Source organism: Ralstonia sp. ASV6, assembly GCF_016429285.1.
GTDB lineage: Bacteria > Pseudomonadota > Gammaproteobacteria > Burkholderiales > Burkholderiaceae > Ralstonia > Ralstonia flaminis.
In genome coordinates, this window is sequence record NZ_JAELUI010000039.1 from 12,747 (window position 1) to 35,654 (window position 22,908).

At 64.8% G+C, this 22,908-nt stretch carries 20 protein-coding genes; 9 read left to right on the forward strand and 11 right to left on the reverse strand.

The window, feature by feature from the left end:
* Positions 1-73: 73 nt before the first annotated feature.
* The 3 genes from JHD73_RS10040 to JHD73_RS10050 are packed head-to-tail and all read right to left on the reverse strand — an operon-like array spanning position 74 to position 2,674.
* On the reverse strand, positions 74-727 hold the full coding sequence (locus JHD73_RS10040; RefSeq protein WP_199030145.1) for a methionine ABC transporter permease: 654 nt from the start codon (positions 725-727) through the stop codon (positions 74-76).
* Complete coding sequence (locus tag JHD73_RS10045) at positions 708-1,844, reverse strand: methionine ABC transporter ATP-binding protein (protein WP_199030146.1); 1,137 nt, start codon at positions 1,842-1,844, stop codon at positions 708-710. Before JHD73_RS10045 ends, JHD73_RS10040 begins: the two co-directional genes overlap by 20 nt.
* A gap of 20 nt (positions 1,845-1,864) precedes the next feature.
* The gene (locus JHD73_RS10050; RefSeq protein WP_199030147.1) at positions 1,865-2,674 is read right to left on the reverse strand and encodes a MetQ/NlpA family ABC transporter substrate-binding protein; all 810 of its coding nucleotides are present in this window, start codon (positions 2,672-2,674) and stop codon (positions 1,865-1,867) included.
* Positions 2,675-2,885: 211 nt separating this feature from the next.
* On the opposite strand from JHD73_RS10050, the gene JHD73_RS10055 reads away from it, so the two are divergent.
* Positions 2,886-4,397 (forward strand): M20 family peptidase, encoded by a 1,512-nt coding sequence (locus JHD73_RS10055; RefSeq protein ID WP_199030148.1) that lies wholly within the window; start codon positions 2,886-2,888, stop codon positions 4,395-4,397.
* 22 nt (positions 4,398-4,419) lie between these two features.
* Here the strand turns inward: JHD73_RS10055 and yddG are convergent, their stop codons facing one another.
* Positions 4,420-5,370: an aromatic amino acid DMT transporter YddG gene (gene yddG / locus JHD73_RS10060; protein ID WP_199030149.1), complete on the reverse strand. Its 951-nt coding sequence runs from the start codon at positions 5,368-5,370 to the stop codon at positions 4,420-4,422.
* A gap of 334 nt (positions 5,371-5,704) precedes the next feature.
* Between yddG and JHD73_RS10065 the strand changes: the two genes are divergently transcribed.
* Positions 5,705-6,067: a DUF2917 domain-containing protein gene (locus JHD73_RS10065; RefSeq protein WP_199030150.1), complete on the forward strand. Its 363-nt coding sequence runs from the start codon at positions 5,705-5,707 to the stop codon at positions 6,065-6,067.
* A gap of 6 nt (positions 6,068-6,073) precedes the next feature.
* Here JHD73_RS10065 and JHD73_RS10070 read toward each other — a convergent pair whose 3' ends face one another.
* Positions 6,074-7,495, reverse strand: coding sequence for a heavy metal sensor histidine kinase (locus tag JHD73_RS10070; RefSeq protein ID WP_199030168.1), 1,422 nt, complete (start codon positions 7,493-7,495; stop codon positions 6,074-6,076).
* Between the two features lie 8 nt (positions 7,496-7,503).
* A complete protein-coding gene (locus tag JHD73_RS10075) occupies positions 7,504-8,178 on the reverse strand; it encodes a heavy metal response regulator transcription factor (protein ID WP_199030151.1) in 675 nt (224 codons plus the stop codon).
* Positions 8,179-8,383: 205 nt separating this feature from the next.
* Between JHD73_RS10075 and JHD73_RS10080 the strand changes: the two genes are divergently transcribed.
* Genes JHD73_RS10080 through JHD73_RS10095 form a run of 4 tightly spaced genes read left to right on the forward strand, consistent with a single transcriptional unit; the run spans position 8,384 to position 14,407 of the window.
* Positions 8,384-8,722 (forward strand): hypothetical protein, encoded by a 339-nt coding sequence (locus JHD73_RS10080; RefSeq protein WP_199030152.1) that lies wholly within the window; start codon positions 8,384-8,386, stop codon positions 8,720-8,722.
* Positions 8,722-10,011 carry a TolC family protein gene (locus JHD73_RS10085; protein ID WP_199030153.1) on the forward strand — a complete coding sequence of 430 codons (1,290 nt, stop codon included), beginning with the start codon at positions 8,722-8,724 and terminating at the stop codon, positions 10,009-10,011. The genes JHD73_RS10080 and JHD73_RS10085 overlap by 1 nt, the downstream gene beginning before the upstream one ends.
* Before the next feature lie 24 nt (positions 10,012-10,035).
* Positions 10,036-11,226 carry an efflux RND transporter periplasmic adaptor subunit gene (locus JHD73_RS10090; protein ID WP_199030154.1) on the forward strand — a complete coding sequence of 397 codons (1,191 nt, stop codon included), beginning with the start codon at positions 10,036-10,038 and terminating at the stop codon, positions 11,224-11,226.
* 10 nt (positions 11,227-11,236) lie between these two features.
* Complete coding sequence (locus tag JHD73_RS10095) at positions 11,237-14,407, forward strand: efflux RND transporter permease subunit (RefSeq protein ID WP_199030155.1); 3,171 nt, start codon at positions 11,237-11,239, stop codon at positions 14,405-14,407.
* Between the two features lie 22 nt (positions 14,408-14,429).
* Here JHD73_RS10095 and JHD73_RS10100 read toward each other — a convergent pair whose 3' ends face one another.
* The 4 genes from JHD73_RS10100 to JHD73_RS10115 all read right to left on the reverse strand — a co-directional run bounded on the left by JHD73_RS10100 (position 14,430) and on the right by JHD73_RS10115 (position 16,949).
* Positions 14,430-14,609, reverse strand: a complete 180-nt coding sequence (locus JHD73_RS10100; RefSeq protein WP_199030156.1) for a hypothetical protein — start codon at positions 14,607-14,609, stop codon at positions 14,430-14,432.
* Positions 14,610-14,661: 52 nt separating this feature from the next.
* Entirely contained in the window at positions 14,662-15,291 is a 630-nt protein-coding gene (locus JHD73_RS10105; RefSeq protein WP_199030157.1) for a PadR family transcriptional regulator, read from the reverse strand.
* Positions 15,292-15,449: 158 nt separating this feature from the next.
* Positions 15,450-15,884 (reverse strand): HIT family protein, encoded by a 435-nt coding sequence (locus JHD73_RS10110; RefSeq protein WP_048931551.1) that lies wholly within the window; start codon positions 15,882-15,884, stop codon positions 15,450-15,452.
* Between the two features lie 306 nt (positions 15,885-16,190).
* Positions 16,191-16,949 carry a TetR/AcrR family transcriptional regulator gene (locus JHD73_RS10115; protein WP_233176879.1) on the reverse strand — a complete coding sequence of 253 codons (759 nt, stop codon included), beginning with the start codon at positions 16,947-16,949 and terminating at the stop codon, positions 16,191-16,193.
* Positions 16,950-17,097: 148 nt separating this feature from the next.
* On the opposite strand from JHD73_RS10115, the gene JHD73_RS10120 reads away from it, so the two are divergent.
* Positions 17,098-18,342, forward strand: coding sequence for a branched-chain amino acid ABC transporter substrate-binding protein (locus tag JHD73_RS10120; RefSeq protein WP_199030158.1), 1,245 nt, complete (start codon positions 17,098-17,100; stop codon positions 18,340-18,342).
* 24 nt (positions 18,343-18,366) lie between these two features.
* Here the strand turns inward: JHD73_RS10120 and JHD73_RS10125 are convergent, their stop codons facing one another.
* On the reverse strand, positions 18,367-19,299 hold the full coding sequence (locus JHD73_RS10125; protein WP_199030159.1) for a 2-hydroxyacid dehydrogenase: 933 nt from the start codon (positions 19,297-19,299) through the stop codon (positions 18,367-18,369).
* Positions 19,300-19,559: 260 nt separating this feature from the next.
* Here JHD73_RS10125 and JHD73_RS10130 point away from each other — a divergent pair, with 260 nt between their 5' ends.
* Both JHD73_RS10130 and JHD73_RS10135 read left to right on the forward strand, forming a co-directional pair.
* A complete protein-coding gene (locus JHD73_RS10130; RefSeq protein ID WP_199030160.1) occupies positions 19,560-20,291 on the forward strand; it encodes a glycine zipper 2TM domain-containing protein in 732 nt (243 codons plus the stop codon).
* Between the two features lie 102 nt (positions 20,292-20,393).
* Positions 20,394-22,247, forward strand: a complete 1,854-nt coding sequence (locus tag JHD73_RS10135) for a methyl-accepting chemotaxis protein (protein WP_199030161.1) — start codon at positions 20,394-20,396, stop codon at positions 22,245-22,247.
* Positions 22,248-22,908: the final 661 nt, after the last annotated feature.

The following is a 22,908-nucleotide window of genomic DNA, read 5'->3' on the forward strand; positions in this document are numbered from 1 at the left end:
CAAGGAGCCGGTTTTTCTTTGGTCAGATGCCGAGGTCTAGCAAAAACGGATGGAGCGCGCCGTCAACGCGCCGTCAACGCCCCTTCATCCGCTGCACGGATCGATCCCCAACCCACTGCACTACGCTTACCAGGGCAATCAGCAGCACGATCACGACCGCCATGACCGTGGTGTCGAAGCGCTGATAGCCGTAGCGGATGGCGATGTCACCCAGGCCGCCTGCGCCCACCGCGCCCGCCATGGCCGATGCGCCAATCAGCGAGACGATGGTGAGCGTGAAGCCGCCGATGATGCCGGGCAGTGCCTCGGGCAGCAGCACATGCCAGACGATGTGTCGGCGCTTGCAGCCCATCGCCTGCGCGGCTTCCACCAGGCCGCGGTCGACTTCGCGCAGGCTGATCTCGGCAATGCGCGCAAAGAACGGCGTGGCGCTGATCGACAGCGGCACGACCGCCGCCCATACGCCAATGGTGGCCCCCACCACCAGCCGTGTGAACGGCAGCAGTGCCACCAGCAGGATGATGAAGGGCGTGGCACGAAAGCCGTTGATGAGCGCACCCAGCACGCGGTGCACGCGGGGCGATTTCAGCGTGTTGCCTGGCGCCGTCAGCACCAGGATCAGCGCCAGGGGGATACCGGCCAGCGCGGCGATCAGCGCAGATGCGGACACCATCGTCAGCGTGTCGAGCAGGCCCTGCCAGATGCGGTCAATCGTGAGCGGGGACATAGCCAAGGCTCCGGGTGGACTGGGACAGTTGCAAGGCCGCTAGCGCATCTTGCGAGAGGGTGCCGCCCGCTGCCGCAACCAGCAGGTGCCCTTGCGTGCGGCCCTGGATGCGATCGAGATCGGCGCGCAGCAGACGTGTCGGGTGGCGCAGCGCCTGAGCGATCTGCGCCAGCTCGGGCACGGCGACCGTACCGGTGTAGCCCAGTTCAATCAATTGTTCAAAGGTGCCGCGCGTGGGCGGGGTGGGCTGCAGGCGTGCCGCCACGTCGTCGGGCAAGCCGCCGCGCAGCGGTTGCAGCAGGGCGCGCGTGGCGTCGTGCTGCGGGTCACCAAAGACGCGCCACACGGGGCCCTGCTCTGCGACGCGGCCGGCTTCGAGCACCAGCACGTTGTCGCAGATGTCGCGGATCACCCCCATCTCGTGCGTGATGAGCACGATGGTCAGGCCTAGGCGGCGGTTGATGTCGCGCAGCAGAGCGAGGATGGCGTCGGTCGTTTCCGGGTCAAGCGCGGAGGTGGCTTCGTCGCACAGCAGGATCTCAGGCCGGTGCACCAGTGCACGGGCAATGCCCACACGCTGCTTCTGCCCGCCGGACAGGCGCCCTGGATACACGTGCTGCTTGCCCTCCAGCCCGACCAGCGCCAGTAGCGCATCCACGCGTTGCGCAATCTCCGCCGCCGGCACACCGGCCACCCTCAACGGCAGCGCGACGTTCTCCCACACCGTCTTGGCAGAGAGCAGATTGAAGTGCTGGAAGATCATGCCGATGCGCCGGCGCAGCCCCACCAGCGCATGCGTGCCAAGCGTGCCGACGTCGACACCGTCTACCAGCACCTGCCCGCTAGTCGGCTTCTCCAGCCCGTTGATGGTGCGCAGCAGGCTGGACTTACCCGCACCGCTGCGCCCAATGATGCCGAAGATGCCACCGGCCGGAATGTCGAGATCGATGCCTTGCAGCGCATGCACATCGCCCGCCGCCGCGCGGTACGTCTTGCCGACGTTGCGGAAGGTGATGGTGCCTGCGGTGGGCGCAGCAACAACCGCATCGGCGGCCCTGGCGTGCGGCACCGTGGCGTCGTGCCAGGCGTGGACGGGGTTTGAGACAAGTGTGGTCATGGCGTTACCGGGTCATCGTTTCAGCGCTTGAGCCAGGGCAGGGTGTAGAGCTTGTTGTCGTTGGCATACGACGTGTGGATCTGCTGCTGTACCGCTGGCGACTCCTGATACAGCTTGATGAAGCGCGCGATGCGTGGGTCGCCCGCGTTGTCGCGCCGCGCCACGAAGCGGATGGCGAAGTACTCGTCGTCGATGCCCGAGTACAGCAGGCCTGCGCCGGCAATGTCGGCCTTGCCCGCATTGACGAAGTGCGCCGGATAGCCCTGAGCGAGGTCCACGTCGTCCAGTGCGCGCACGAGCTGCGGGCCCTCGATCTCGACAAACTTGAGCTTCTTCGGGTTGGCCACCACGTCATTGAGCGTGCCGCGCGCGCCTACGCCGTCACGCAGCTTGATCAGCCCAGCCTTCTGCAGCAGCAACAGGCCGCGGCCCTGGTTGACGGGGTCGTTGGCTACCGCCACGCGCGCGCCGTCCTTCAGATCAGCCAGGCGCTTGATCTTGCTGGAATACAGGCCGATGTTGCCCAGCACGCCGATGCCGACGCTCTTGAACGCATAGCCGCGCTCCTTGACGGCGTTGTCCAGAAAGGCCTGGTGCTGGAAATAGTTGAGGTCCAGGTCGCCCGAGGCGAGCGCGACATTGGGGGTGGTCCAGTCGGTCAACTCGACCACCTTGACATCCAGCCCCTGCTTGCGGGCTTCAGCGGCGGCTACCTCCACGGAATCGGCCAGCGCGCCGGGTGTGACGCCAATGCGCAACGGTGCCGCATATGCGGCGGCGGTCAAGGTGAGTGTGGCGAAGGCGAGGAAGAGTCGATGTGTGAGCTTCATGGGTGTGCATGCTGCAAAGGGAACATGGGGTGATTCCAGCATGGCGGGTGGCCCTATTCCCACGAATATTTGCGTAGATGGTTACTCGGTCCGGACATGGCCCTGTAGCGGGGTGTGCTGGCGGCGGCACGCGAGTACAGCGATACTGGTGCCTTACGCCCGGTGCACGCATGCTGGGCGAAGGCAGTTCACCCTCAAGGAGCGGAGACCAATGAGAGCGTCGTACAAGCGTCGTGGTGCAGTGATCGGGCGGCTGTTGCGGCTCGTGATCGCAGTGGTGGTTGTGGTGGCGGCCTATGTGGCCTTCAACACCTGGCGGCATGGCTCGCGCCAGCTCGATGTGCCGGCCGTCACGCCGGTGGCCGTGGATGGCCCGGCGGCTGCCGCACACTTGGCGGAAGCCGTGCGTGCACGTACCGTGTCCAGCGCCACCGACGCACAGTTGAACGCCGACCAGTTCCGCCAGCTGCACGCCATGCTGGAGGCGCGTTACCCCAAGGCGCACGCCGTGCTTCAGCGCGAGCAGGTGGGTGACTTTGCGCTGCTCTACACCTGGAAGGGTTCCGACCCGTCACTCCAGCCCATCATGCTGATGGCGCACCAAGACGTCGTGCCCATCGCCTCCGGCACCGAAGGCGACTGGACCGAGCTGCCGTTCGACGGCGTGATCAAAGACGGCATGGTCTGGGGCCGGGGCGCATGGGACGACAAGGGCAACCTGATCTCGCAGATGGAAGCCATCGAACTGCTGGCCGCCAGCGGCTTCAAACCGCGCCGTACCATCCATCTGGCCTTTGGTGCCGACGAGGAAGTGGGCGGCGACCGTGGTGCCAAGCAGATCGCCGCGCTGCTCAAGTCGCGCGGCGAGCGCCTCGATTTCGTGATCGATGAAGGGCTGCTGATTACCGAAGGCGTGCTGCCGGGCCTGACCAAGCCGGCAGCGCTGATCGGCGTGGCTGAGAAGGGCTTCCTGTCAATGCAGCTCAAGGTGTCGGCCACGCCGGGGCATTCGTCGATGCCGCCGCCGCACGGCCAGAGCGCCATCGCCATGATGAGTGCCGCGCTCAAGCGCTTGGACGACGATCAACTGCCCGCCGGCATCCGTGGTGTGGCGCAGGAGATGTTCCAGACGCTGGCGCCCGAAATGCAGGGCTTCAGCCGTGTCGCGCTGTCTAACCTGTGGCTGTTCGGCCCGCTGGTGCAGAAGCAGCTGGAGGCGTCTGCCAGCTCCAATGCCATGCTGCGCACCACCACGGCGCTGACCGTCATCCAGGCCGGCAACAAGGACAACGTGCTCCCGGGCCGTGCCGAGGCCATCGTCAACTTTCGCCTACTGCCTGGCGATACCGTGGCGTCAGTGACGGAGCACGTGGAGAACGCCGCCAAGGCCGCGGCACCCAACGGCAAGTTCGAGCTGAGCAACTTGCCGGGCGTGAGTGAGGCCTCGCCGGTGTCGCCCACGCAATCGGCGTCGTATCAGTTGATCAATAAGACGGTGCGTGAGCTGTTTCCGGGCACGGTGGTGGCGCCGGGGCTGATGATCGGCGCGACGGACTCACGCCACATGATCGGGATTGCGGACCACGTGTACCGTTTCTCGCCGGTGCGCGCGAAGCCGGAAGATCTGCCGCGCTTTCACGGCACGAACGAACGGATTACCGAGGCCAACCTGGTCGAGTTGATCCGCTTTTACCACCGGCTGGTGCAGCAGGCGGCGGGCTGAGGCGCGGGCACCGGCCCGGCGCTCACTGTCCGTGGGTGCTGGGCAGCTCGTGCGAAGGCGCTGGTTTTGGCGCGGACGATGCCTTTGCGCGTTGTCCGCGCGTCGCGAGCCAGCACAGGATCGACCCAGCAACCACCATCGACGCGCCTTTCCAGAACGCGAACGACAGCGGGGCATGCAGCAGCGCAGCCGCCAGCGCGGCGGAAAACACGGGAATGAAGTACGACGCGCCTGCCAACACCGTCACGTTGCCGTGCAGGATGCCGACGTTCCAGGCCGCATAGCCGAACCCCATCGCGCAAGCGGCCAACGCCAGATAGATGGCAGCCGGGATGCTGAAGTGCATGGCGCCGCCGCCCGTTGTGAAGAATTTGATCCACAGGGCGAGCGCCGTCAGCATGAAGAACAGCGTGACGCCATTCTTACCCCCGGCAATGCGGCTGGTGACCGTACAGTACGCCGCCCAGATCATCGCCCCGGCGAAGGCCAGTCCGTAGCTGAGCGGGTTGTCCTTCACGTTTGCGGCCATGCCGGCCAGATCCAGCCCCTGGTCACCGCCAAGCACCAGGCAGATCCCCAGGATGGAGATCAGCGCACCCGGAACGATCAGAGCATTCGCGCGCTGCTTGTTGAACGCAATGGCCGACAGCATCGTGAAGGTCGGCCACAGGTAGTTGACCATCCCGACCTCGATGGCCTGCCGGCCGCTGTTGGCATAGCCGATCGACAAAGACAGGCACAGCTCGTAGGAAACGAACAGCAGGCTGCCCCACACCAGATAGCGCCGGGGAAACGTCTTCAGGTTGCCGAGGCCAACCGTGAACAACAGCAGCACCGATGCCACCGAATAGATCATGGCGGCGCCGCCCACCGCCCCCAGGCTTTGGCTGACGCCCCGGATCAAGCCGACGATTGAGCTCCACAGCAGCACCGCGATGAGTCCGATCAGTGTTGCCCTACTTTTGCTTTGCATAACGCTTGCCTGCACGGATTCGTCGATCTGAAGTCAATACTGTCCATACCTACCACACCCGGTTCCATCCTGACCAGCAGGACGCGATTCTGGCCGGGCGGCGGAGCATCCATAGGGATGCCTGATGGGCAAAGGAGCGGAGGGCGGCCAGTTTAGCAATCGAATGTTCCGGGCCGGATTGGGGCGGCAAACTGTTCGCGAAAGATGCTGAACAGTTCAGCCAAACTGTTCGCAACTGTTCATGTCAATGCCTTGACGCGCCGCGCAAGATGGAATCGTGCCGACCAGCAATGCCAAAAATCCATCACGAACCCCGGCACAAGGAGTCTCCATCATGCGCGAAATCAGGATCTTCGAACTGGACCGGCCGGGCGTGCCGGTGAGCTGGCGGTCGGCACGGACCCAAACCATCGCCGCACAAGCCGGGCTGTTGTGGGTGACGCAAGAACACCAGTTGCAGGACATCTGGCTCAGGCCTGGTCAATCGATCGACGTGCCGGCAGGTGTGCGCTTCTGGCTCTCGGGCGATCCGGCAGACGGCATGGCAGCGCGCTTTGCCGTCACGGAAGACATCAATGCACCGCGCCGTCTGCTGCGCTTCATTGGCCAACGGGTGGCCGCAGCGTATCGGCAGGTCCTGCGCGATGACGGGCGTGATGCAACACGCACGCCGTCGGCATTGCGGATCGGTACCTGAGCGTACCTAAGCCGGAAACACCAGCCGGAACTCGGTCCGCCCATCCGGCGGGCTGCTGGCCTGCACCGTACCCCCGTGCAGGTCCATGATGGTCTTCACGATGGCCAGTCCCAACCCCGTGGACTGGCTGGATGGTTCACCGGACTGCGCACCGGATTGCGCCCGTGAGGGGTCGCCCCGGTAGAACCGCTCGAACAGCAGCGGCAGACTCTCGGCCGGAATGGTCGCCCCCGGGTTGCGCACAACAATGCCGATCTCGTGCTGCAGGTATTCGACCACCACGTCGATGCGTTCACCCGTCGGCGTATAGCGCAGTGCGTTGTCCAGCAGGTTGTTGATCGCCCGGCGCAGCAGCGTCGCATCTGCGTGCACCTGCGCATCGCCCGTGACGTGGATGGCGATCTCGCGATCGGCGGCCACGGCCTCGAAGTAGTCCACCAGCACCTGAATTTCGTGTCGCGCATCCAACGGCGCCACGGACAACGCCACGCGCGCATGATCGGCACGCGCCAGGAACAGCATGTCTTCAATCATGTGCGACAGGCGTGCGTATTCCTCCAGATTGGATTCGAGCACGCTGCGGTATTCGTCCACCGTGCGCGGGCGGGCGAGCGTGACTTCAGTCTGGCCGACGAGGTTGGCCAGCGGCGTGCGGAAGTCGTGTGCCAGATCTGCCGAGAATTGCGAGAGCCGTGCAAAGCCATCCTGCAGCCGCGTGAGCATGGCGTTGAGTGAGGTCAGCAGGTCAGCCAGTTCGCGCGGCGCACCCTCCAGCGCGAGGCGTGTGTCGAGCTGGCTGGGGACCACCGCCGCCGCTTGCCGGCCGATGCGCTCCAGTCCCCGCAACGTGCTGCGCACCAGCAGCAGGCTTAGCAGCGCCACGGCAGCCACGCCGCCAACTACCGCAAAGACAATGTGCCGCTGGTAGCTGGCCAGCAGCGCGGCGCGGCTGTCGCCGTCCTGGGCGACCAGCACGATCACCTTGGTGCCGGTCTGCCCAAGCCACGCCTCGGCCGCCACGGCTCGCGACGCAATGCCAGACATGGACGTCCAGGTGCGCACGGCCGATTCAGCGGGTGACGTTTCGGCCAGAACAGCAGGTGGCGTCGTCACCGATTCGCCTTCCGGATTGACTTCGATCAGCGTGCGCCCCTCTGGCGTGGCCATGCGCAGGATCAGCCCGTCATGGCCGGAGACCACGTCGGTATAACGGTGAGCACTGCGCGTCAGATCGTCTGCGCTGGTCGCCTCGCTGGCCAGGTGGCGCAGCTGCGTGATCTTGCCGAGCAGCATGGCGTCGTCGGTGGCGCGCAACTGGGCGTTCAGCGCGTAGTACAGATACGCGCCGGCCGCGGTGAGCGTGACGGCCGCCACCACAACAAAGGCCAGCACCAGCCGGCCGGCGAGCGATGCAGGCCAGCGCATCAGCGGGCCCATCAACGCCCCACCGCGTCCAGCACGTAGCCCATGCCGCGCAGCGTGTGGATCAGCTTGTGCTCGAAGGGGTCATCCACCTTGGCGCGCAGGCGGCGGATCGATACATCGACCACGTTGGTGTTGCTGTCGAAGTTCACGTCCCACACCTGCGAAGCGATCAGCGAGCGCGACAGCACCTCGCCCGCGCGGCGTGCCAGCAGATGCAGCAGTGCGTATTCCTTGGCGGTCAGGTCAATGCGTTGTCCAGCACGTGTGACGCGGCGCTTGATGGTGTCGATGGTCAGGTCGGCGATTTCCAGGACTTCGTTCTCGCGCAGCGGGCCGCGCCGCAGGATGGTGCGCACGCGCGCCACCAGTTCGGCAAAGGCGAAGGGTTTGACAAGGTAATCGTCGGCGCCCAGTTCCAGGCCCTTGAGGCGATCGTTCAGATCATCACGCGCGGTCAGGAACAGCACCGGCGTGTTTTTTTGGCGGCGCAGCTGTTGGATGACTTGCCAGCCGTCCATGCCGGGCAGCATGACGTCGAGCACGATCAGATCGTAGTCGTGTTCCATGGCCTGGAAGAGTCCATCCGGGCCGGTGCGGGCGAGGTCGGCCACGAAGCCGGATTCCGTCAGGCCCTTCAGGAGGTAGTCGCCCGCTTTGGGCTCGTCTTCAACGATGAGCAGTCGCATGATGAAAGTTGCGGGCGCCCGTGGTGCGGCCCGTCTTGGCTGCCGATGCCGCCACGATATGCCAAAACCCCTGCTGCGGGGCCGAAGATGACAAGTTTGTCATGTTCAGGTCATGCCCGCGTGGCGACCCCCTCCCTAGACTGGCCCCACTGACACCGCCCCCTTTTCCTGTCTTGCTGGTGTCAGGCTATCTAAGGAGATCATCATGGCGATTCGATTCCAACGTGTACTGCCCCTGGCGGCTTCTGCCGCGCTGGCAGCATTGCTGGTTTCCGGCACTGCCGTGGCCGCGCAAGACCATCACGACGCCTGCTGTGACCCACAAGTCAAGTCGATGGCGGCTCCGCTGGCCAAGGCTGGCCCGCGTGACCCCTACACCGACGGCGCCAAATCCGGCGCACGTGATCCGTACACCGACGGTGCTGCTGCACACGCCGTGCTCGAAGCACGCATCGGACCGCGCGACCCGTACACCGATGGCGGCCTGACCGACACGCGTGGCCCGCGCGAGCGCAATCCGTACACCGACGGCGCCCGCGTGTGATGCACGCCAAGCCCTGGCTCTATCGGCCCGTTGGAGCGGCCCTTGCGTGTCTTCTGGCCGCTCCTTTGGCTGCCGTGGCGGCAACTGACCCTGTCACCCCGGCAGACCTTTCTGCAATTGCCTCCGCCGATGTGGTTGCCGGCCAGACCGAACGTGTGACGCTGCAGCAAGCGGTGGAGCGCGCCATGCAGACGCATCCCGTGCTGGCCGCTGCCAGCTACGAGATGGCCGCCAGTGAAGGTGCGCTGGATCAGGCGAGCCGCCTGCGCAATCCCGAGGCCGCGTTCGTTACCGAAGACGTGCGCCGCAACCGCGCCACCATGACGGCGCAACTCAATATCCCGCTGGAACTTGGCGGTAAGCGCGCAGCCCGCACGCGTGCAGCCGAGCTGGGGCGCGACGCTGTTACGCAAGGCGCGGCAGTCCTGCGCGCCGAGTTGCGCGCCGACGTGACACGCACGTTCTTCGACTTGCTGATTGCGCAGGAGCGTCTGACGCTGGCGCAGGCCTCCGATACGCTGGCTGCGCAGGCGGAGTCGGCTGCCGCGCGGCGCGTGCAAGCGGGCAAGGTGTCGCCCGTAGAGCAGACCAAGGCGGGTGTGGCGCGTGCCAGCGCTGCCATTGAGTTGCGCGATGCGGGTGCTGAGTTGCTGGTCGCGCAGCGCGCGTTGTCTGCATTCTGGGGCGGGGCGGCTGCCGCGCCGCAAGCCGACGGCAGTGCCGAGACGCTGCCCGTTGTACCGCCTGAAGCGCGTCAGGCCACCACCACACTGGACAACACGCCCCGTGCGGTCCGCGCCCGGCTGGAGATCGACCGCCGCCAGGCACTCGCCAACGTTGAGCGCAGCAAGCGCGTGCCGGATGTGACGGTCAACGTGGGGGTCAAGCGCGATAGCAGCGCGAACAACAACATGGCCGTGCTCGGCGTTGCCGTGCCGTTGCCATTGTTTGACCGCAATCAGGGCAACCTGCTTGAAGCACAGCGCTTGGCTGACAAGGCCTTCGAAGACTACCGCGCGCTGCAGCTTGAACAGAACGCCACCCTGGCACAGGACGTTGCCCGGCTCGATGCGGCGCGCACCGCTGTGCAGTCGCTGCGTCAGGACGTGCTGCCTGGCGCGCAGCGTGCCTATGACGCCGCACGCATTGGCTTTGATGCCGGCAAGTTCAATTTTCTCGATGTGCTGGATGCCCAGCGCACGCTGTTTCAGGCGCGTGCGCAGTACCTGGCCGCGTTGTCGCGTGCGCATCAGGCGGCAGCCGGCATCGATCGCATTCTCGGCCGGTGATCCGGCATCTCTTTTTTCGTTGACATGACACTTCCACCGCAACAACGGCGCGTCATCGCGCTCATCGTCTTGCTGAGCGCACTGGCTGCGGCCGGACTGTGGTTCGGCATGGGCGCACGCCAGGCTGCCACCGCCGAGGCCGAAGCCGCACCCACGCCCGCCGCCACGGAGCAGGCCGAGGCAGCGCACGCCGAAACGCTCACCATGACGGCCGAAGCGATTTCCAACGCCAAGATTGGTGTGGAGACGGCGGGTGCGACGGAGTTGCGAACGGAAGTTGTCCTGCCCGGCGAGATTCGCCTGAATGAAGATCGCACCGCGCATGTCGTGCCGCGTGTGGCGGGCGTGGCCGAGAAGGTGGCAGTGGAGCTGGGCCAGCCGGTTAAGCAAGGCCAACTGCTTGCCGTGCTGTCGAGCCCCGCGCTGTCAGACCAGCGCAGCGAGTTGCAGGCCGCGCAACAGCGCCTGGCACTGGCGCAGGAAACCCATGCGCGCGAGAAGCGCCTGTGGGAGCAGGGCATTGCCGCCGAGCAGGACTACCAGCAGGCGCGCACCTCGTTGCAGGAAGCACGCATCGCGGCGGATAACGCGCGCCAGAAGTTGACGGCCATTGGCGCTGCGCCGTCAGGGGCGACGCTCAACCGCTTCGAGTTGCGTGCGCCGTTTGATGGTGTGGTCGTCGCCAAGCATTTGTCGCAAGGCGAGGCCGTGCAGGCCGAGACGGCGGTCTTTACCGTGGCCGACCTGCGCACTGTGTGGGCGGATTTCTCCATCACCGCCAAGGACCTGGAAGCAGTGACCACCAACGCCGCTGCTACTGTGCGTGCAACGGCCACCGGCACCGCTGTGCAGGGCAAGGTGTCGTACGTGGGCGCATTGCTGGGCGAACAGACGCGCACGGCACCGGCGCGCGTGACGTTGGACAACCCCAAGCTGGCCTGGCGCCCAGGCATGTTCGTCAACGTGTCGGTGGAGTCGGGTCGCACGCAGGTGCCCGTGGCCGTGCGCGCAGACGCCGTGCAAACGGTGGATGACAAACCTTCGGTATTTGTCCCCGTGCCCGCAGGGTTCGAGGTACGCCCGGTCAAGATCGGCCGCTCAGACGGCACGTGGACAGAGATCGTTGAAGGCCTGCCCGCAGGCACGCGCTATGCCGCTGCCAACAGCTACGTGCTGAAGGCCGAAGCCGGCAAGTCCGCCGATCACGGCCACTGAGAGGCGCCCCATGTTCGAGAGCCTTCTGCGTACCGTCATTGCCCAGCGCTGGCTGGTGCTGCTGGCCGTGCTGGCCGCTGCCGCATTCGGCGCGTACAGCTACACGCGCCTGTCCATTGATGCGGTGCCCGACATCACCAACGTGCAGGTGCAGATCAACACACCGGCACCGGGCTATTCGCCGCTGGAAACCGAGCAGCGCGTCACCTATCCGCTGGAGACAGCCATGGCGGGGCTGCCGAAGCTGGAGCAGACGCGCTCGCTGTCGCGTTACGGCCTATCGCAAGTCACCGTCATCTTCAAGGAAGGCACCGACATCTATTTCGCGCGCCAGTTGGTGAGCGAACGTCTGCAGGCTGCCAAGGAGCAGTTGCCCGCTGGCATGGCGCCGAGCATGGGGCCGGTCTCCACGGGGTTGGGCGAAATCTATCTCTGGACCGTCGAAGCCGATGCCAATGCGCGCAAGCCTGACGGCACTGCTTACACGCCGGCCGATCTGCGCGAATTGCAGGACTGGGTGATCCGCCCGCAGATCCGCAACGTGCCGGGTGTGACGGAGGTCAACACGATCGGCGGGAATGCCCGTGAATTCCTGGTGGCGACCAGCCCCGAGCGCTTGGCTTCGTACAAGCTCACGCTGGCCGACGTGGTGGCCGCATTGGATCGCAACAACGCCAGCGTCGGCGCCGGCTACATCGAGCGCAAGGGCGAGCAATACCTCGTGCGCGCGCCTGGTCAGCTGCGCGACGCGGCCGACATCGGCAACGTCGTGCTGGCAAGCCCCAACGGCACACCCGTGCGCCTGCGCGATGTGGCCACCATCGAAAGCGGCAGTGAGTTGCGCACCGGCGCAGCCACCAGCAACGGGCGCGAAGTCGTGCTCGGCACCGCATTCCTGCTGATGGGCGAGAACAGCCGCACCGTGTCGCAGGCGGTGGACAAGCGCATGCAAGAGATCCGCAAGACGTTGCCGGCGGGCGTTCGCGTGGAATCCGTCTACGACCGCACGGTGCTTGTCGATAAGGCCATCGCCACGGTCAAGAAGAACCTGCTGGAAGGCGCCATTCTGGTCATGGCTGTCTTGTTCCTCTTCCTCGGCAACCTGCGTGCGGCAGTGCTCACCGCGTTGGTGATTCCGCTATCGATGCTGATGACCTTCAGCGGTATGGTGTCGGCCAAGGTGAGCGCCAACCTGATGAGCCTGGGCGCACTGGACTTCGGCATCATCGTCGATGGCGCGGTGGTGATCGTCGAGAACTGTGTGCGGCGCCTGGCGCATGCGCAGGAAGCACGTGGCCGGCCACTCACGCGCGCCGAGCGTTTTGAGGAGGTGTTTGAGGCCGCCCGCGAAGCACGCCGCCCGCTGCTGTATGGCCAACTCATCATCATGGTCGTGTACCTGCCGATCTTTGCGCTGTCGGGCGTGGAAGGGAAGATGTTCCACCCGATGGCGATCACGGTGGTGCTGGCGCTGGCTGCCGCCATGATCCTCTCCATCACGTTTGTGCCGGCGGCGGTGGCGCTGTTCATTGGCGAGCGCGTGGCAGAGAAGGAGAACCGCCTGATGGGCTGGGCGCGCCGCATGTATGCGCCGTTGCTGGAGCGCGTGCTAGCTGCACCAGCTGTGGTGCTGATCTTTGCGGCTGTCGCGGTGACGGTCTCGCTGGTCGCCGCCACGCGCCTGGGCGCCGAGTTCGTGCCCAACCTGAACGAAGGCGATTTCTCCATCCAGGCGATGCGCGTGCCCGGTACGGGCCTGGCGCAATCGCTGGAGATGCAGATGCAGATCGAGCGCACGCTCAAGGCGAAATTCCCCGAGATCGAACGCGTCTTCGCCCGTACCGGCACGGCTGAAGTGGCGACCGATGTGATGCCGCCCAGCATCTCAGACGGCTACATCATGCTCAAGCCAGAGAAGGACTGGCCCGCTGGCCAAGAAGGCAAGCGTCGCAACCGCGACCAACTGCTCGCCGACATTCGTGCCACGGTCGAAGCGCTGCCCGGCAACGCGTACGAGTTCTCGCAACCGATCCAGTTGCGTTTCAATGAGTTGATCTCGGGTGTGCGCAGTGACGTCGCCGTCAAACTGTTCGGCGATGACATGAATGTGCTCGAAGTGCAGGCCAAGATCGTGGCGTCGCAACTCGGCAAGCTGGCTGGTGCCACTGAGGTGAAGATCGAGCAGACGGGTGGCTTGCCGTTTCTCAACGTCGACATCGACCGCGACAAGGCGGCACGTTACGGGCTGTCCATCGGCGCGATCCAGGACACGGTGTCAGCAGCCATCGGTGGCAAGGATGCCGGCACGGTGTTCCAGGGCGATCGCCGTTTCGGCATCGTGGTGCGCCTGCCGGAAGCCTTGCGCAGTGACCCCGCCGCGCTCGGCCGTCTGCCGCTCGCACTGCCCAACGGCCAGGGTTACGTGCCACTTTCCGATGTCGCAACGCTCAACGAGGTCACCGGCCCCAACCAGGTCAGCCGCGAAGATGGCAAGCGACGCATCGTCATCAGCGCCAATGTGCGTGGGCGTGATATCGCCTCGTTCGTGGAGGAGGCGCAGACCGCGCTTGATGCACAGATGCGTCTGCCGACGGGCTACTGGATGGCGTGGGGTGGCCAGTTCGAGCAGTTGCAGTCGGCCACCGAGCGCCTGCAGATCGTGGTGCCGCTGGCGCTGGCGATGGTGCTCACGCTGCTGTTCATGATGTTCGGCAACCTGAAGGATGGCTTGCTGGTGTTCTCCGGCATTCCGTTTGCGCTGTCAGGCGGCATTCTGGCGCTGGCGTTGCGCGGCATTCCGCTGTCGATCTCTGCGGCGGTGGGTTTTATCGCGCTGTCAGGCGTGGCTGTGCTGAACGGGCTGGTGATGCTGAGCTTCATCCGCAGCCTGCGTGAGGGTGGTCAGTCGGTCGATCAGGCTGTGCGGGAAGGGGCGCTGACGCGCTTGCGCCCGGTGCTGATGACGGCGCTGGTGGCATCGCTCGGTTTCGTGCCGATGGCGCTGGCGACCGGCACCGGTGCAGAGGTGCAGCGTCCGTTGGCGACTGTGGTGATTGGCGGGATCCTGTCTTCGACAGCGCTGACGCTGCTGGTGCTGCCGGTGTTGTATCGCCTGGCTTATCGGCGTGAGGCAAAGCCGGAAGGGGCGGCAATGTCGGCGCCCGAGGCGTCGTCCGCCTGAGCGCCGTGCGTCGCTATCCCGCTCAGTGCCACAGGCCGGCGAGGTGCAGCAGCGCTGCGCATGCGCCGATCGCCACCAGGAACAGGCCGGCGCCAATGGGTGAGCCCCAGCCATACCAGCTCAGGGCCTTCTCGGCATTCGGGTCAAACGGAATGGGCTGCGGTTGCGCATCGCGCGGCAGGGTTTGGGACGAGGTTTGCATGGTGACTCCAGTGGTCATGCGACTACGAGAACTACGTTGAAGGCGGGTCAGCTCAGGCTGGCCCGGCGGTGGAAGCAGCCTTGTCGGCCGCCGCGCGCTGCTGGTGCCAGCCGCGCCAGAAGTCCAGCCCGCCCAGCGTGCCGGTCTCCATCTGAGTGACGAGCCCGCTGACGAACTGGCGTTCGGCCAGCAGCAGGGCGCGCTGGTATTCGGACTCGATCATGAAGAGCTGTGGAAGTTCTTGTGCTGCTCCGGTTGCCAGTTCGGCGTCGACTTCGGCAATGAGCGGATCGAGCCGCGCGAGGCGATCGCGCAGCAGATCGATTACGTGGTCTGGTGGCAGCGCCGGCAGCAGCGACAGCCCGGCTTCAAAGCGCAGGTACTCCTTCTCCGGCCGAGCGATCCATTCGCGCAGCCAGTCATTCATTTCGGCACGGCCGGCGGGAGTGATGGCGTAGACCGTGCGCTCGGGGCGGGCGCCATCGCGCACGGTTTCGGTCGGCACAATCAGCGCGGCGGCTTCCAGTGCGTCGATCACCGTGTACAGCGAGCCGTAGCGCAGCTTGATGCTCTTCTCTTTGCCGCGTGCACGCATGGTCGACGCCATCTCGTACGGATGCATCGGCTTTTCAAACAGCAGGACTAGAACGGCAAGGGCCAGTGGGCTGGTCGGTCGTTTCATTTTGCTCGGTTACGTATATCCGTTAACGAATATACGTAACCGATTTCGTAAACGCAAGCCCACCGTGGTGGCGATGCCGCACGTGAGGAAAGTGACGCTGTGGGAGGGTGCTGCGGGTGCCCAGGGCCGCGCAAACGGCCCTGGCGGGGTGACGCGGCTTATTCAGCCTGCAGTGCTGCGATGATCTTCTCGGCGTGGGCCTTGAGCTTGTCGCTGTCGGCTTGCACGCGGGCGTGCGGTTGCAGAGGGGTGTCGCTGTAGCGCGGCAGCACGTGGAAGTGCACGTGCGGCACGGTCTGGCCGGCGGCGCTGCCGTTGAGCTGGAAGATGGCGATGCCTGGCGGCGTGAAGGCGGTGCGCACGGCGCGGGCCAGCTTGCGCGTGGTGCGGATGGCGGCAGAAGCGGCCTCGTCCGACAGGTCGAACAACTCCGCCGCGCCTTCCTTGGGCAGCACCAGAACGTGGCCGTCGGCCTGCGGCATGATGTCCATGAAAGCGATGGTGTGGTCGTCCTCATACACCTTGATGCAGGGCAGTTCGCCGCGCAGGATCTTGGCGAAGATGTTCTGGTCGTTGTACGTCGCGTCAGGCATGGATGTCTCCGGCAAAACAGGAAAGGGCAGCGCGCAGTATATCTGCCACAGGCGGGGGCACGTGTGGCGTGAACTTGGCGTAGATCAAGCGACACGGTCGTCCGCCGACAGCAGCGCGACAACCTGTTCCAGCGGTTCTCGCTCGGTAGGCGCTACTGATCTGCACACGCGCGCGTTGGTGAGTCCCGGCGCCGGTCAGCGTTACCTCCAGCCCGGCATGCCGGCTGGGAAGGTCGGGGCGCTGAAAGGCTGGCGAATCGGGTATCGCGGCTTATTCGCTCTGCAATGCGCGCGATGCGGCGCGATTCATTCCTGCGCGTTTTTGTTTGAAGCGACAAGCGGCGCGCCGGCCAGCAACGTGTCTTCAAAGAAACGGCGGCGTGCGTCCTTGTCTGGCTTGCTGCCCTGGTGCCAAAGCGTGGCTTCGGAGAGTTGGTAGGCGTACAGCATGAAGGCGCGTGTCTTGGCATCCTTGCGCGTAAAGCCAATCGCCTGGAAGTGCTGGACGTAGTAGTCCATGCGGTGTTCGTCGACGGTTTCGACGGCCTCCTGTGCCATCGGGTCACGTCGTGCCCAGGCACGGATGGCGAACTCGATCATGGCGGTGCGGCGCGCGCTGCGGCCGCGAAACGGCAGCGCCAGCAGATCACGCACGAGGCCCTGTACAGACGGGTTCTGCCGCTCGAGCTTGGGGCCGACGCGCGTGCGCTCGCTCCAGTCCTGCAGCACCTGGTGCAGCAGATCGTCGCGGTTCTTGAAGTGCCAGTAGAAGCTGCCGCGCGTGACTTCCAGTTGTTTGGCGAGCACGTCTACGCGCACGGCATCGATGCTCTTGGTGACGAGCAGATCGGTGGCCGCGCGCACCCAGTCGTTGGGTGTGAGCTGCGCACGCGGCGTGGCGGTGGAGGTGGATTCGGCGTCGACGGGTGCGTCGTGTTCGTCGATCAGCGGGGCGGGCATGCACACCTCGTACGGCGTGGAGATGAAGGCGGATTCTATCGACGCTGACACCGCTGTCCAGCGCTGAGCGCATGCTGAGTGCCCCAGGTTTTCTCCGGTTGACATGTCAACAAACGCACTCCTACCATGCACATACGTTTGTGTATGGAAGGATCGAGCTACCGTAAGCCTCGGTTTGCGGTTTTGTGCAAGGACCATGCTCGACGATGCCTTCTGCACGGCGTCTAAAGATAAAACATCAGGAGACATTTGCATGAAGGCATTCCGACTCGCGCTGTGCGCGGCGGCCGTCGCGGGCGCATTTTGCGCGAGCACTGTTCACGCCGAGACCGTCAAGATCGCCTGGATCGATCCGCTGTCCGGGCTGATGGGCGCGCTGGGCCAGAACCAGCTGCGCAGCTGGCAATACGCGGCCGACCTGGCCAACCAGCAGAACTGGAGCGGCAACGGCACCAAGTTTGAAGTCGTGGGGTTTGACAACAAGGTCTCGCCGCAAGAGAGCCTGACGATCCTCAAGCAGATCACCGATCAGGGCATCCGCTACGTTGCACAGGGCGACGGCTCCAGCGTGGGCATGGCACTGCAGGATGCCATTGCCAAGTACAACGACCGCAACCCGGGCAAAGAGATCATCTATCTCAACTACGCCGCGGTCGACCCGGACATGACCAACAGCAAGTGCAACTACTGGCACTTCCGTCTGGACGCCAACTCCGACATGAAGATGGAGGCCCTGACCACCTATCTGGCCAAGGACCCGAATATTAAGAAGGTCTACCTGCTGAACCAGAACTATTCGTTCGGCCATCAGGTGGCGCGTGCGGCCAAGGACTACCTCAAGCGCAAGCGTCCGGACATCCAGGTCGTGGGTGAAGACTTGCACCCACTGGCGCAGGTGAAGGACTTCTCGCCCTATGTGGCCAAGATTCGCGCGTCTGGCGCCGATACCGTGATCACTGGCAACTGGGGCAGCGACCTGGCCCTGCTGATTCGCGCAGCCAAGGATGCGGGCCTGAATACCAACTTCTACACGTACTACGCCGGTACCACGGGCGTGCCGACGGCCATGGGCGCATCGGGCGCAGATCGCGTGAAGGTCATCAGCTACTTCGCGCCGAACGACGGCAACCCCAAGACCAACGCGGTGCTCGACGGCTTTAAAAAGAAGTACAACGACGACTTCTTCAACGCCGATGTCTATACCGGCATTGCGTTCCTGGCCAAGGCCATCAAGACCAGCGGCTCGGCCGAGCCGGCCAAGGTGGCCAAGGTGATGGAGGGCATGACGGTTGAGAGCCTGAATGGCCCGGTCGAGATGCGCAAGACCGACCACCAGGCGCAGCAGACGCTGTACGTCACCACGTGGGTCAAGGCCGACGGCAAGAAGATCAAGTACGACCAGGAAAACACCGGCTACGGCTGGCGCACCGACGTCACGCTTGAGCCGCACCTTGGTGCGCAGCCGACGTCGTGCCAGATGAAGCGGCCGGCGTCGTGATCCTGTAGTTGAGGTGTCTCCGGTTCAGACCGGGGACACCGCGCCTGTGCGCGCAAGATGCCCGCGGGCGTTGTCCAGAAAGCGATCCACCGTAGCCTGCACCGATTCCGGCGACCAGCCGGCAATGTGCGGCGTCAGCACGACCTGCTCCAAGTCCAGCAGGCCCACCGGCGGCTTCGGCTCACTCTCATACACATCCAGCCCTGCGCTGCCCAGCTTGCCTGTACGAATGGCGGCTTCCAGCGCCGCTGTATCCACCACGCTGCCGCGTGCGATGTTGACCACGCAGCCCGTCGGCCCCAGCGCCTCCAGAACTGACTGATTGACCAGGTGCCTGGTTTGCGCGCCGCCCGGCGTGGCAACGATCAGGAAGTCAGCCCACTCGGCCATCTCCTTGAGCGCACCGAAGTACTGGTACGACACACCGTTGCGCGGTTTGCGGTTGTGATAGCCGATCTGCATGTCAAAGCCTGCGGCGCGGCGCGCGATCTGCAGGCCGATGGTGCCGAGGCCCACGATGCCCAGGCGCTTGCCGTACACACCAGGCTGCAGCGGAATGTCGTCGCGCCAGACACCTTTGCGCGTGGCGCGGTCCAGCTTCGGGATACCGCGCACGGCAGCCAGCAGCAGGCCGAAGGCGTGGTCTGCCACGCAGGCGTCGTTGGTGCCGGCGCCGTTGGCTACCACCACGCCGCGTGCACGGGCGGCTTCCACGTCGATGTTCTCGTAACCGGCGCCCAGTGCGCAGGCCAGTTCCAATTTGGGCAGGGCGGCGATTTCTGCGCCGGTCAGGCCGGTCGAGCCGTTGGTCAGCACGATGCGCACGTCGTGCCCGTTTTGGGCGATGGCGGCGTCGCGTTCTGCTCGTGTCGGGGCGTGGATGACGTGGAAGTGTTGAGCGATCTGCGCCACGTTGTCGGGCGTCATCGCAATCAGGATCAGGAGTGTCGGCTGCATGGTGAGGAGCGGGCGAGGAAGACGGGCGGGCCGTGTCTTGTCAGCTGGAAGTGCTGCCCACGGCGCCCGAAGATCATAGCGTGCCCGCTGGCAGGGGCACTGGGAAGCCCCTGACACAGCGGGGTTACACGCCGTTACCAATGAAGAAATTTGGTTTCACGGGGCAAGCAGCGTGCGGCATAGACTTTGCGGCAAGAGGCGCAGACCGCAGGAAGGCCTCCGGCCTGAACCAGACGCCTCATCCATAGACGGAAACAATCATGCAAGCAACGAACAGGTGGGTACGCGTCAGTCGCGCGGCGCGATGGATGGCAATGGCGACCATGGCTGCGGCAGCAGCCGGCCTGGCCGGCTGTGTCACGGCGCCTTACCCCGGCTACGGTGCGGGCTATGGCGCCGGCTATGCGGCCGGCAGCAATGCATACGGCAACAGTTATGGCGGCACGACCTACAGCACCGCGCCATACCCCAACGGCTATACCGGTGGGTACGACACCACCTACAACAACGGCTACAACGGCAGCTACGACCCGAACGCGCCGCAGCCGTATCCGCAGCAACCCTATCCGGCGCAACAGCCGGCCCCTGCGCCGGTGTATTCGCAACCGAACTATTCGCCGTATCCGAGTGGCGGCGAGCCTGCCTATCAGGCGCCGGCCGACAATCGCTACGGTGTGATTGAGCGCATTGATGCAGTGCCAGTGCGTGGGCAGCCCACCGGTGTAGGTGCGGTGCTGGGCGGTGTGGTGGGCGGCTTGCTTGGCCATCAGGTGGGTGGCGGACGCGGCAATACCGTGGCCACCATTGGTGGTGCGGTGGCAGGCGCCATGGCAGGCAATGCCGTGGAAGGCAATACGGTGGTCGGCCAGACCTACCGCGTGACCATGCGCCTAAACGACAACTCCATGGTCACGCTCACGCAAAACAACCCCAACGGCCTGCGTCCGGGCGACCGCGCGCGCATCGAAAACAATATGGCCGTGCCGTATTAGCCACTTTCTGCATGGGAGTTTGTCTGCGCCAGACTTCAGAAGGGGCGCGGACCGGCCGTTATAGCGGGTGCCGCAACCTGTTTTTTGCCCGCTTTGACTCCCATGTTTAATCGACTCTCCATCCGTTTCCGACTCAATGCAGCCCTTGCGCTGCTCGCCGTGCTGCTGGCCACGATTGGCACCATTGGCGTGGTCGGCATGCGCGCATCCGACGCGAACAGCAAAGAGATCTATACCAACCAGCTCGCTTCGACCTCGCTGGTTGCCAAATCGCAACTGAACGCAGCCATCGTGCGCACCACGCTGGATCGCGCGGTTTTCCACCTCGACGCCGCTGACGTACCAGCCATCCTCGACAAGGCTGACGGTTATCGCGCAAAGTCGAACGAGGCCTGGAAACAGTACAAGGCGCTGCCCATGAGCGCTGATGAGGCGCGGCTGGCTGAAGATATGGAAGCCAAGCGCACGGCGCTGTTTCGCGACGGTATCGACCCATTGATGGCCGCGCTGCGCGCCCGCGATGCCGCTGCCGCTGACAAGGTGGTGATGAACACGATTCCGCCGCTGTCCGTGGCGCTGTCCGCCGCTGCGGATGCGCTGGACCGCAGCCAGACCGAACAGGCGAAGGCCGGCTACGACCGCGCAGTGGCGCGCTCGCACGGTTTCCTGATGCTGTGCATCGGCGCCGTTGTGGTGGGCATTGCGGCAGCGCTGGGCTGTGCGTTTGGTCTGCACCGCGCGATCTCTGTACCGCTGTCGCGCATGCTTGGCCACTTTGGCGAGATTTCACGCGGTAACCTGACCGAGCACATCACCGTGACCAGCCATGACGAAATGGGCGCGCTCACCCGCGGCCTGATCGACATGCAGCGTGGGCTGATCCGCACCATCGAGACGATGCGCGGCGGCAGCGATTCCATTGCCAGCGCGACCAAGCAGATTGCCGCCGGCAATCTTGATCTCTCGCAGCGCACGGAAGAGCAGGCATCTTCGCTGGAAGAGACGGCTTCCAGCATGGAAGAGCTGACCTCCATCGTGAAGCAGAACGCCGACAATGCACGCCAGGCCAGCCAGCTTGCTGGCAACGCATCAGACATCGCAGTCAAGGGCGGCGAAGTGGTGGGCCGCGTTATCGAAACGATGTCGGGCATCAACAACAGCAGCAAGAAGATCGCCGACATCATCGGCGTGATTGAAGGCATTGCCTTCCAGACCAACATCCTCGCCCTGAATGCCGCGGTGGAGGCTGCGCGTGCAGGCGAACAAGGCCGTGGCTTTGCCGTGGTGGCCGGTGAAGTGCGCAGCCTGGCGCAGCGCTCGGCCACGGCGGCCAAGGAAATCAAGGAACTCATCAGCGATTCGGTTGGCCGTGTTGAAAACGGTTCGACGCTGGTGACCGAAGCCGGTACGGTGATTGACGAAGTGGTGGTGGCCGTCAAACGCGTGACCGACATCATGGGCGAGATCAGTGCCGCGTCGGATGAGCAGAGCGCGGGTATTGAGCAGGTCAACCAGGCCGTCACACAGATGGACGAAGTGACGCAGCAGAACGCGGCGTTGGTGGAAGAGGCTGCAGCCGCTGCGCAATCGCTGGAGGAGCAGGCTGGTGTGCTGCGCGAGACGGTGGCTTCGTTCCGTCTGCCGCCGGCCGGTGCACACGCCGCGTCGACGACGAGCATCAAGCCTGTAGTTGCTGCCTCCGCCGTTGCACCTGCCGCCAAAGCCGCCATGCCGGTGGCCATCAAGCCTGCGCCTCGCAAGCCTGCGGCGGTAAAGGCTCGTGCGATTGTGCGCAAGCCTGCAGTGGCGCCTGCAGCCGTAGAGCCGACGATGGCACCTTCACCAACCGCCGCACCTGCTGCCGCTGCGTCCATGCCGGTGGCACCCGCACCGAAGACCGGCAAACTGGCTCTGGCAGCATCGACCAGCGACGCGGACGACTGGGAGCAGTTCTAAGCGTTGATTTAGCCCTGGCGGCTGCGCATCACGCGCGGCCGCATGTTTCAGCGCTGCAACCGGATCGCTTGGCTGGCGCAGCCGATGTTGTCGATATTGCTGCATCGGCAGGAAAGCGGTGCGCCCGCTGTGCCGCCGCACCGGCCGATTCTGCACGGTGATCTTTGCGCATCAATGCGGGAGTACACAGACTTCCCGCAAAGCCTTATGCCAAAAGGCTTCACAATCTCTTCAAACTTGTTGCGCGCTGCCCTCTGAACGCGTGTGCGTCCCGCCGCGCAATGTCCTCGCAAGCTCGCCTCATCCAAACAGCCTGCGCCTGACCGCAATGTCCCTCCGCCGTTTGTAGGGCGGCCCTATCGGCTACCCGGACGATCGTTGCGTGACCATGACGTGCATTGCATGCCGCGGCCATGATTGTTCCTGCGCGGCGTCGGGTTGAGCGCGTTCATCCTTGCAACAACGCGGTACGCTCCGCACCCGCGCAGCGCCCCCCGCGTTATGCCGCACCGCGTAACGGCGCGCCTTGGCGAGCCTTGGTACGGTCCTCGCGTTGCTTGTTTCCCGAAGCGAATCACAGAACGAAGCATTGGCTACCACTTGCCAGAAACGGTGGGGTCCACATGCCACGGCGCGCCATTGCGCCGCACGCCAAAAAGAA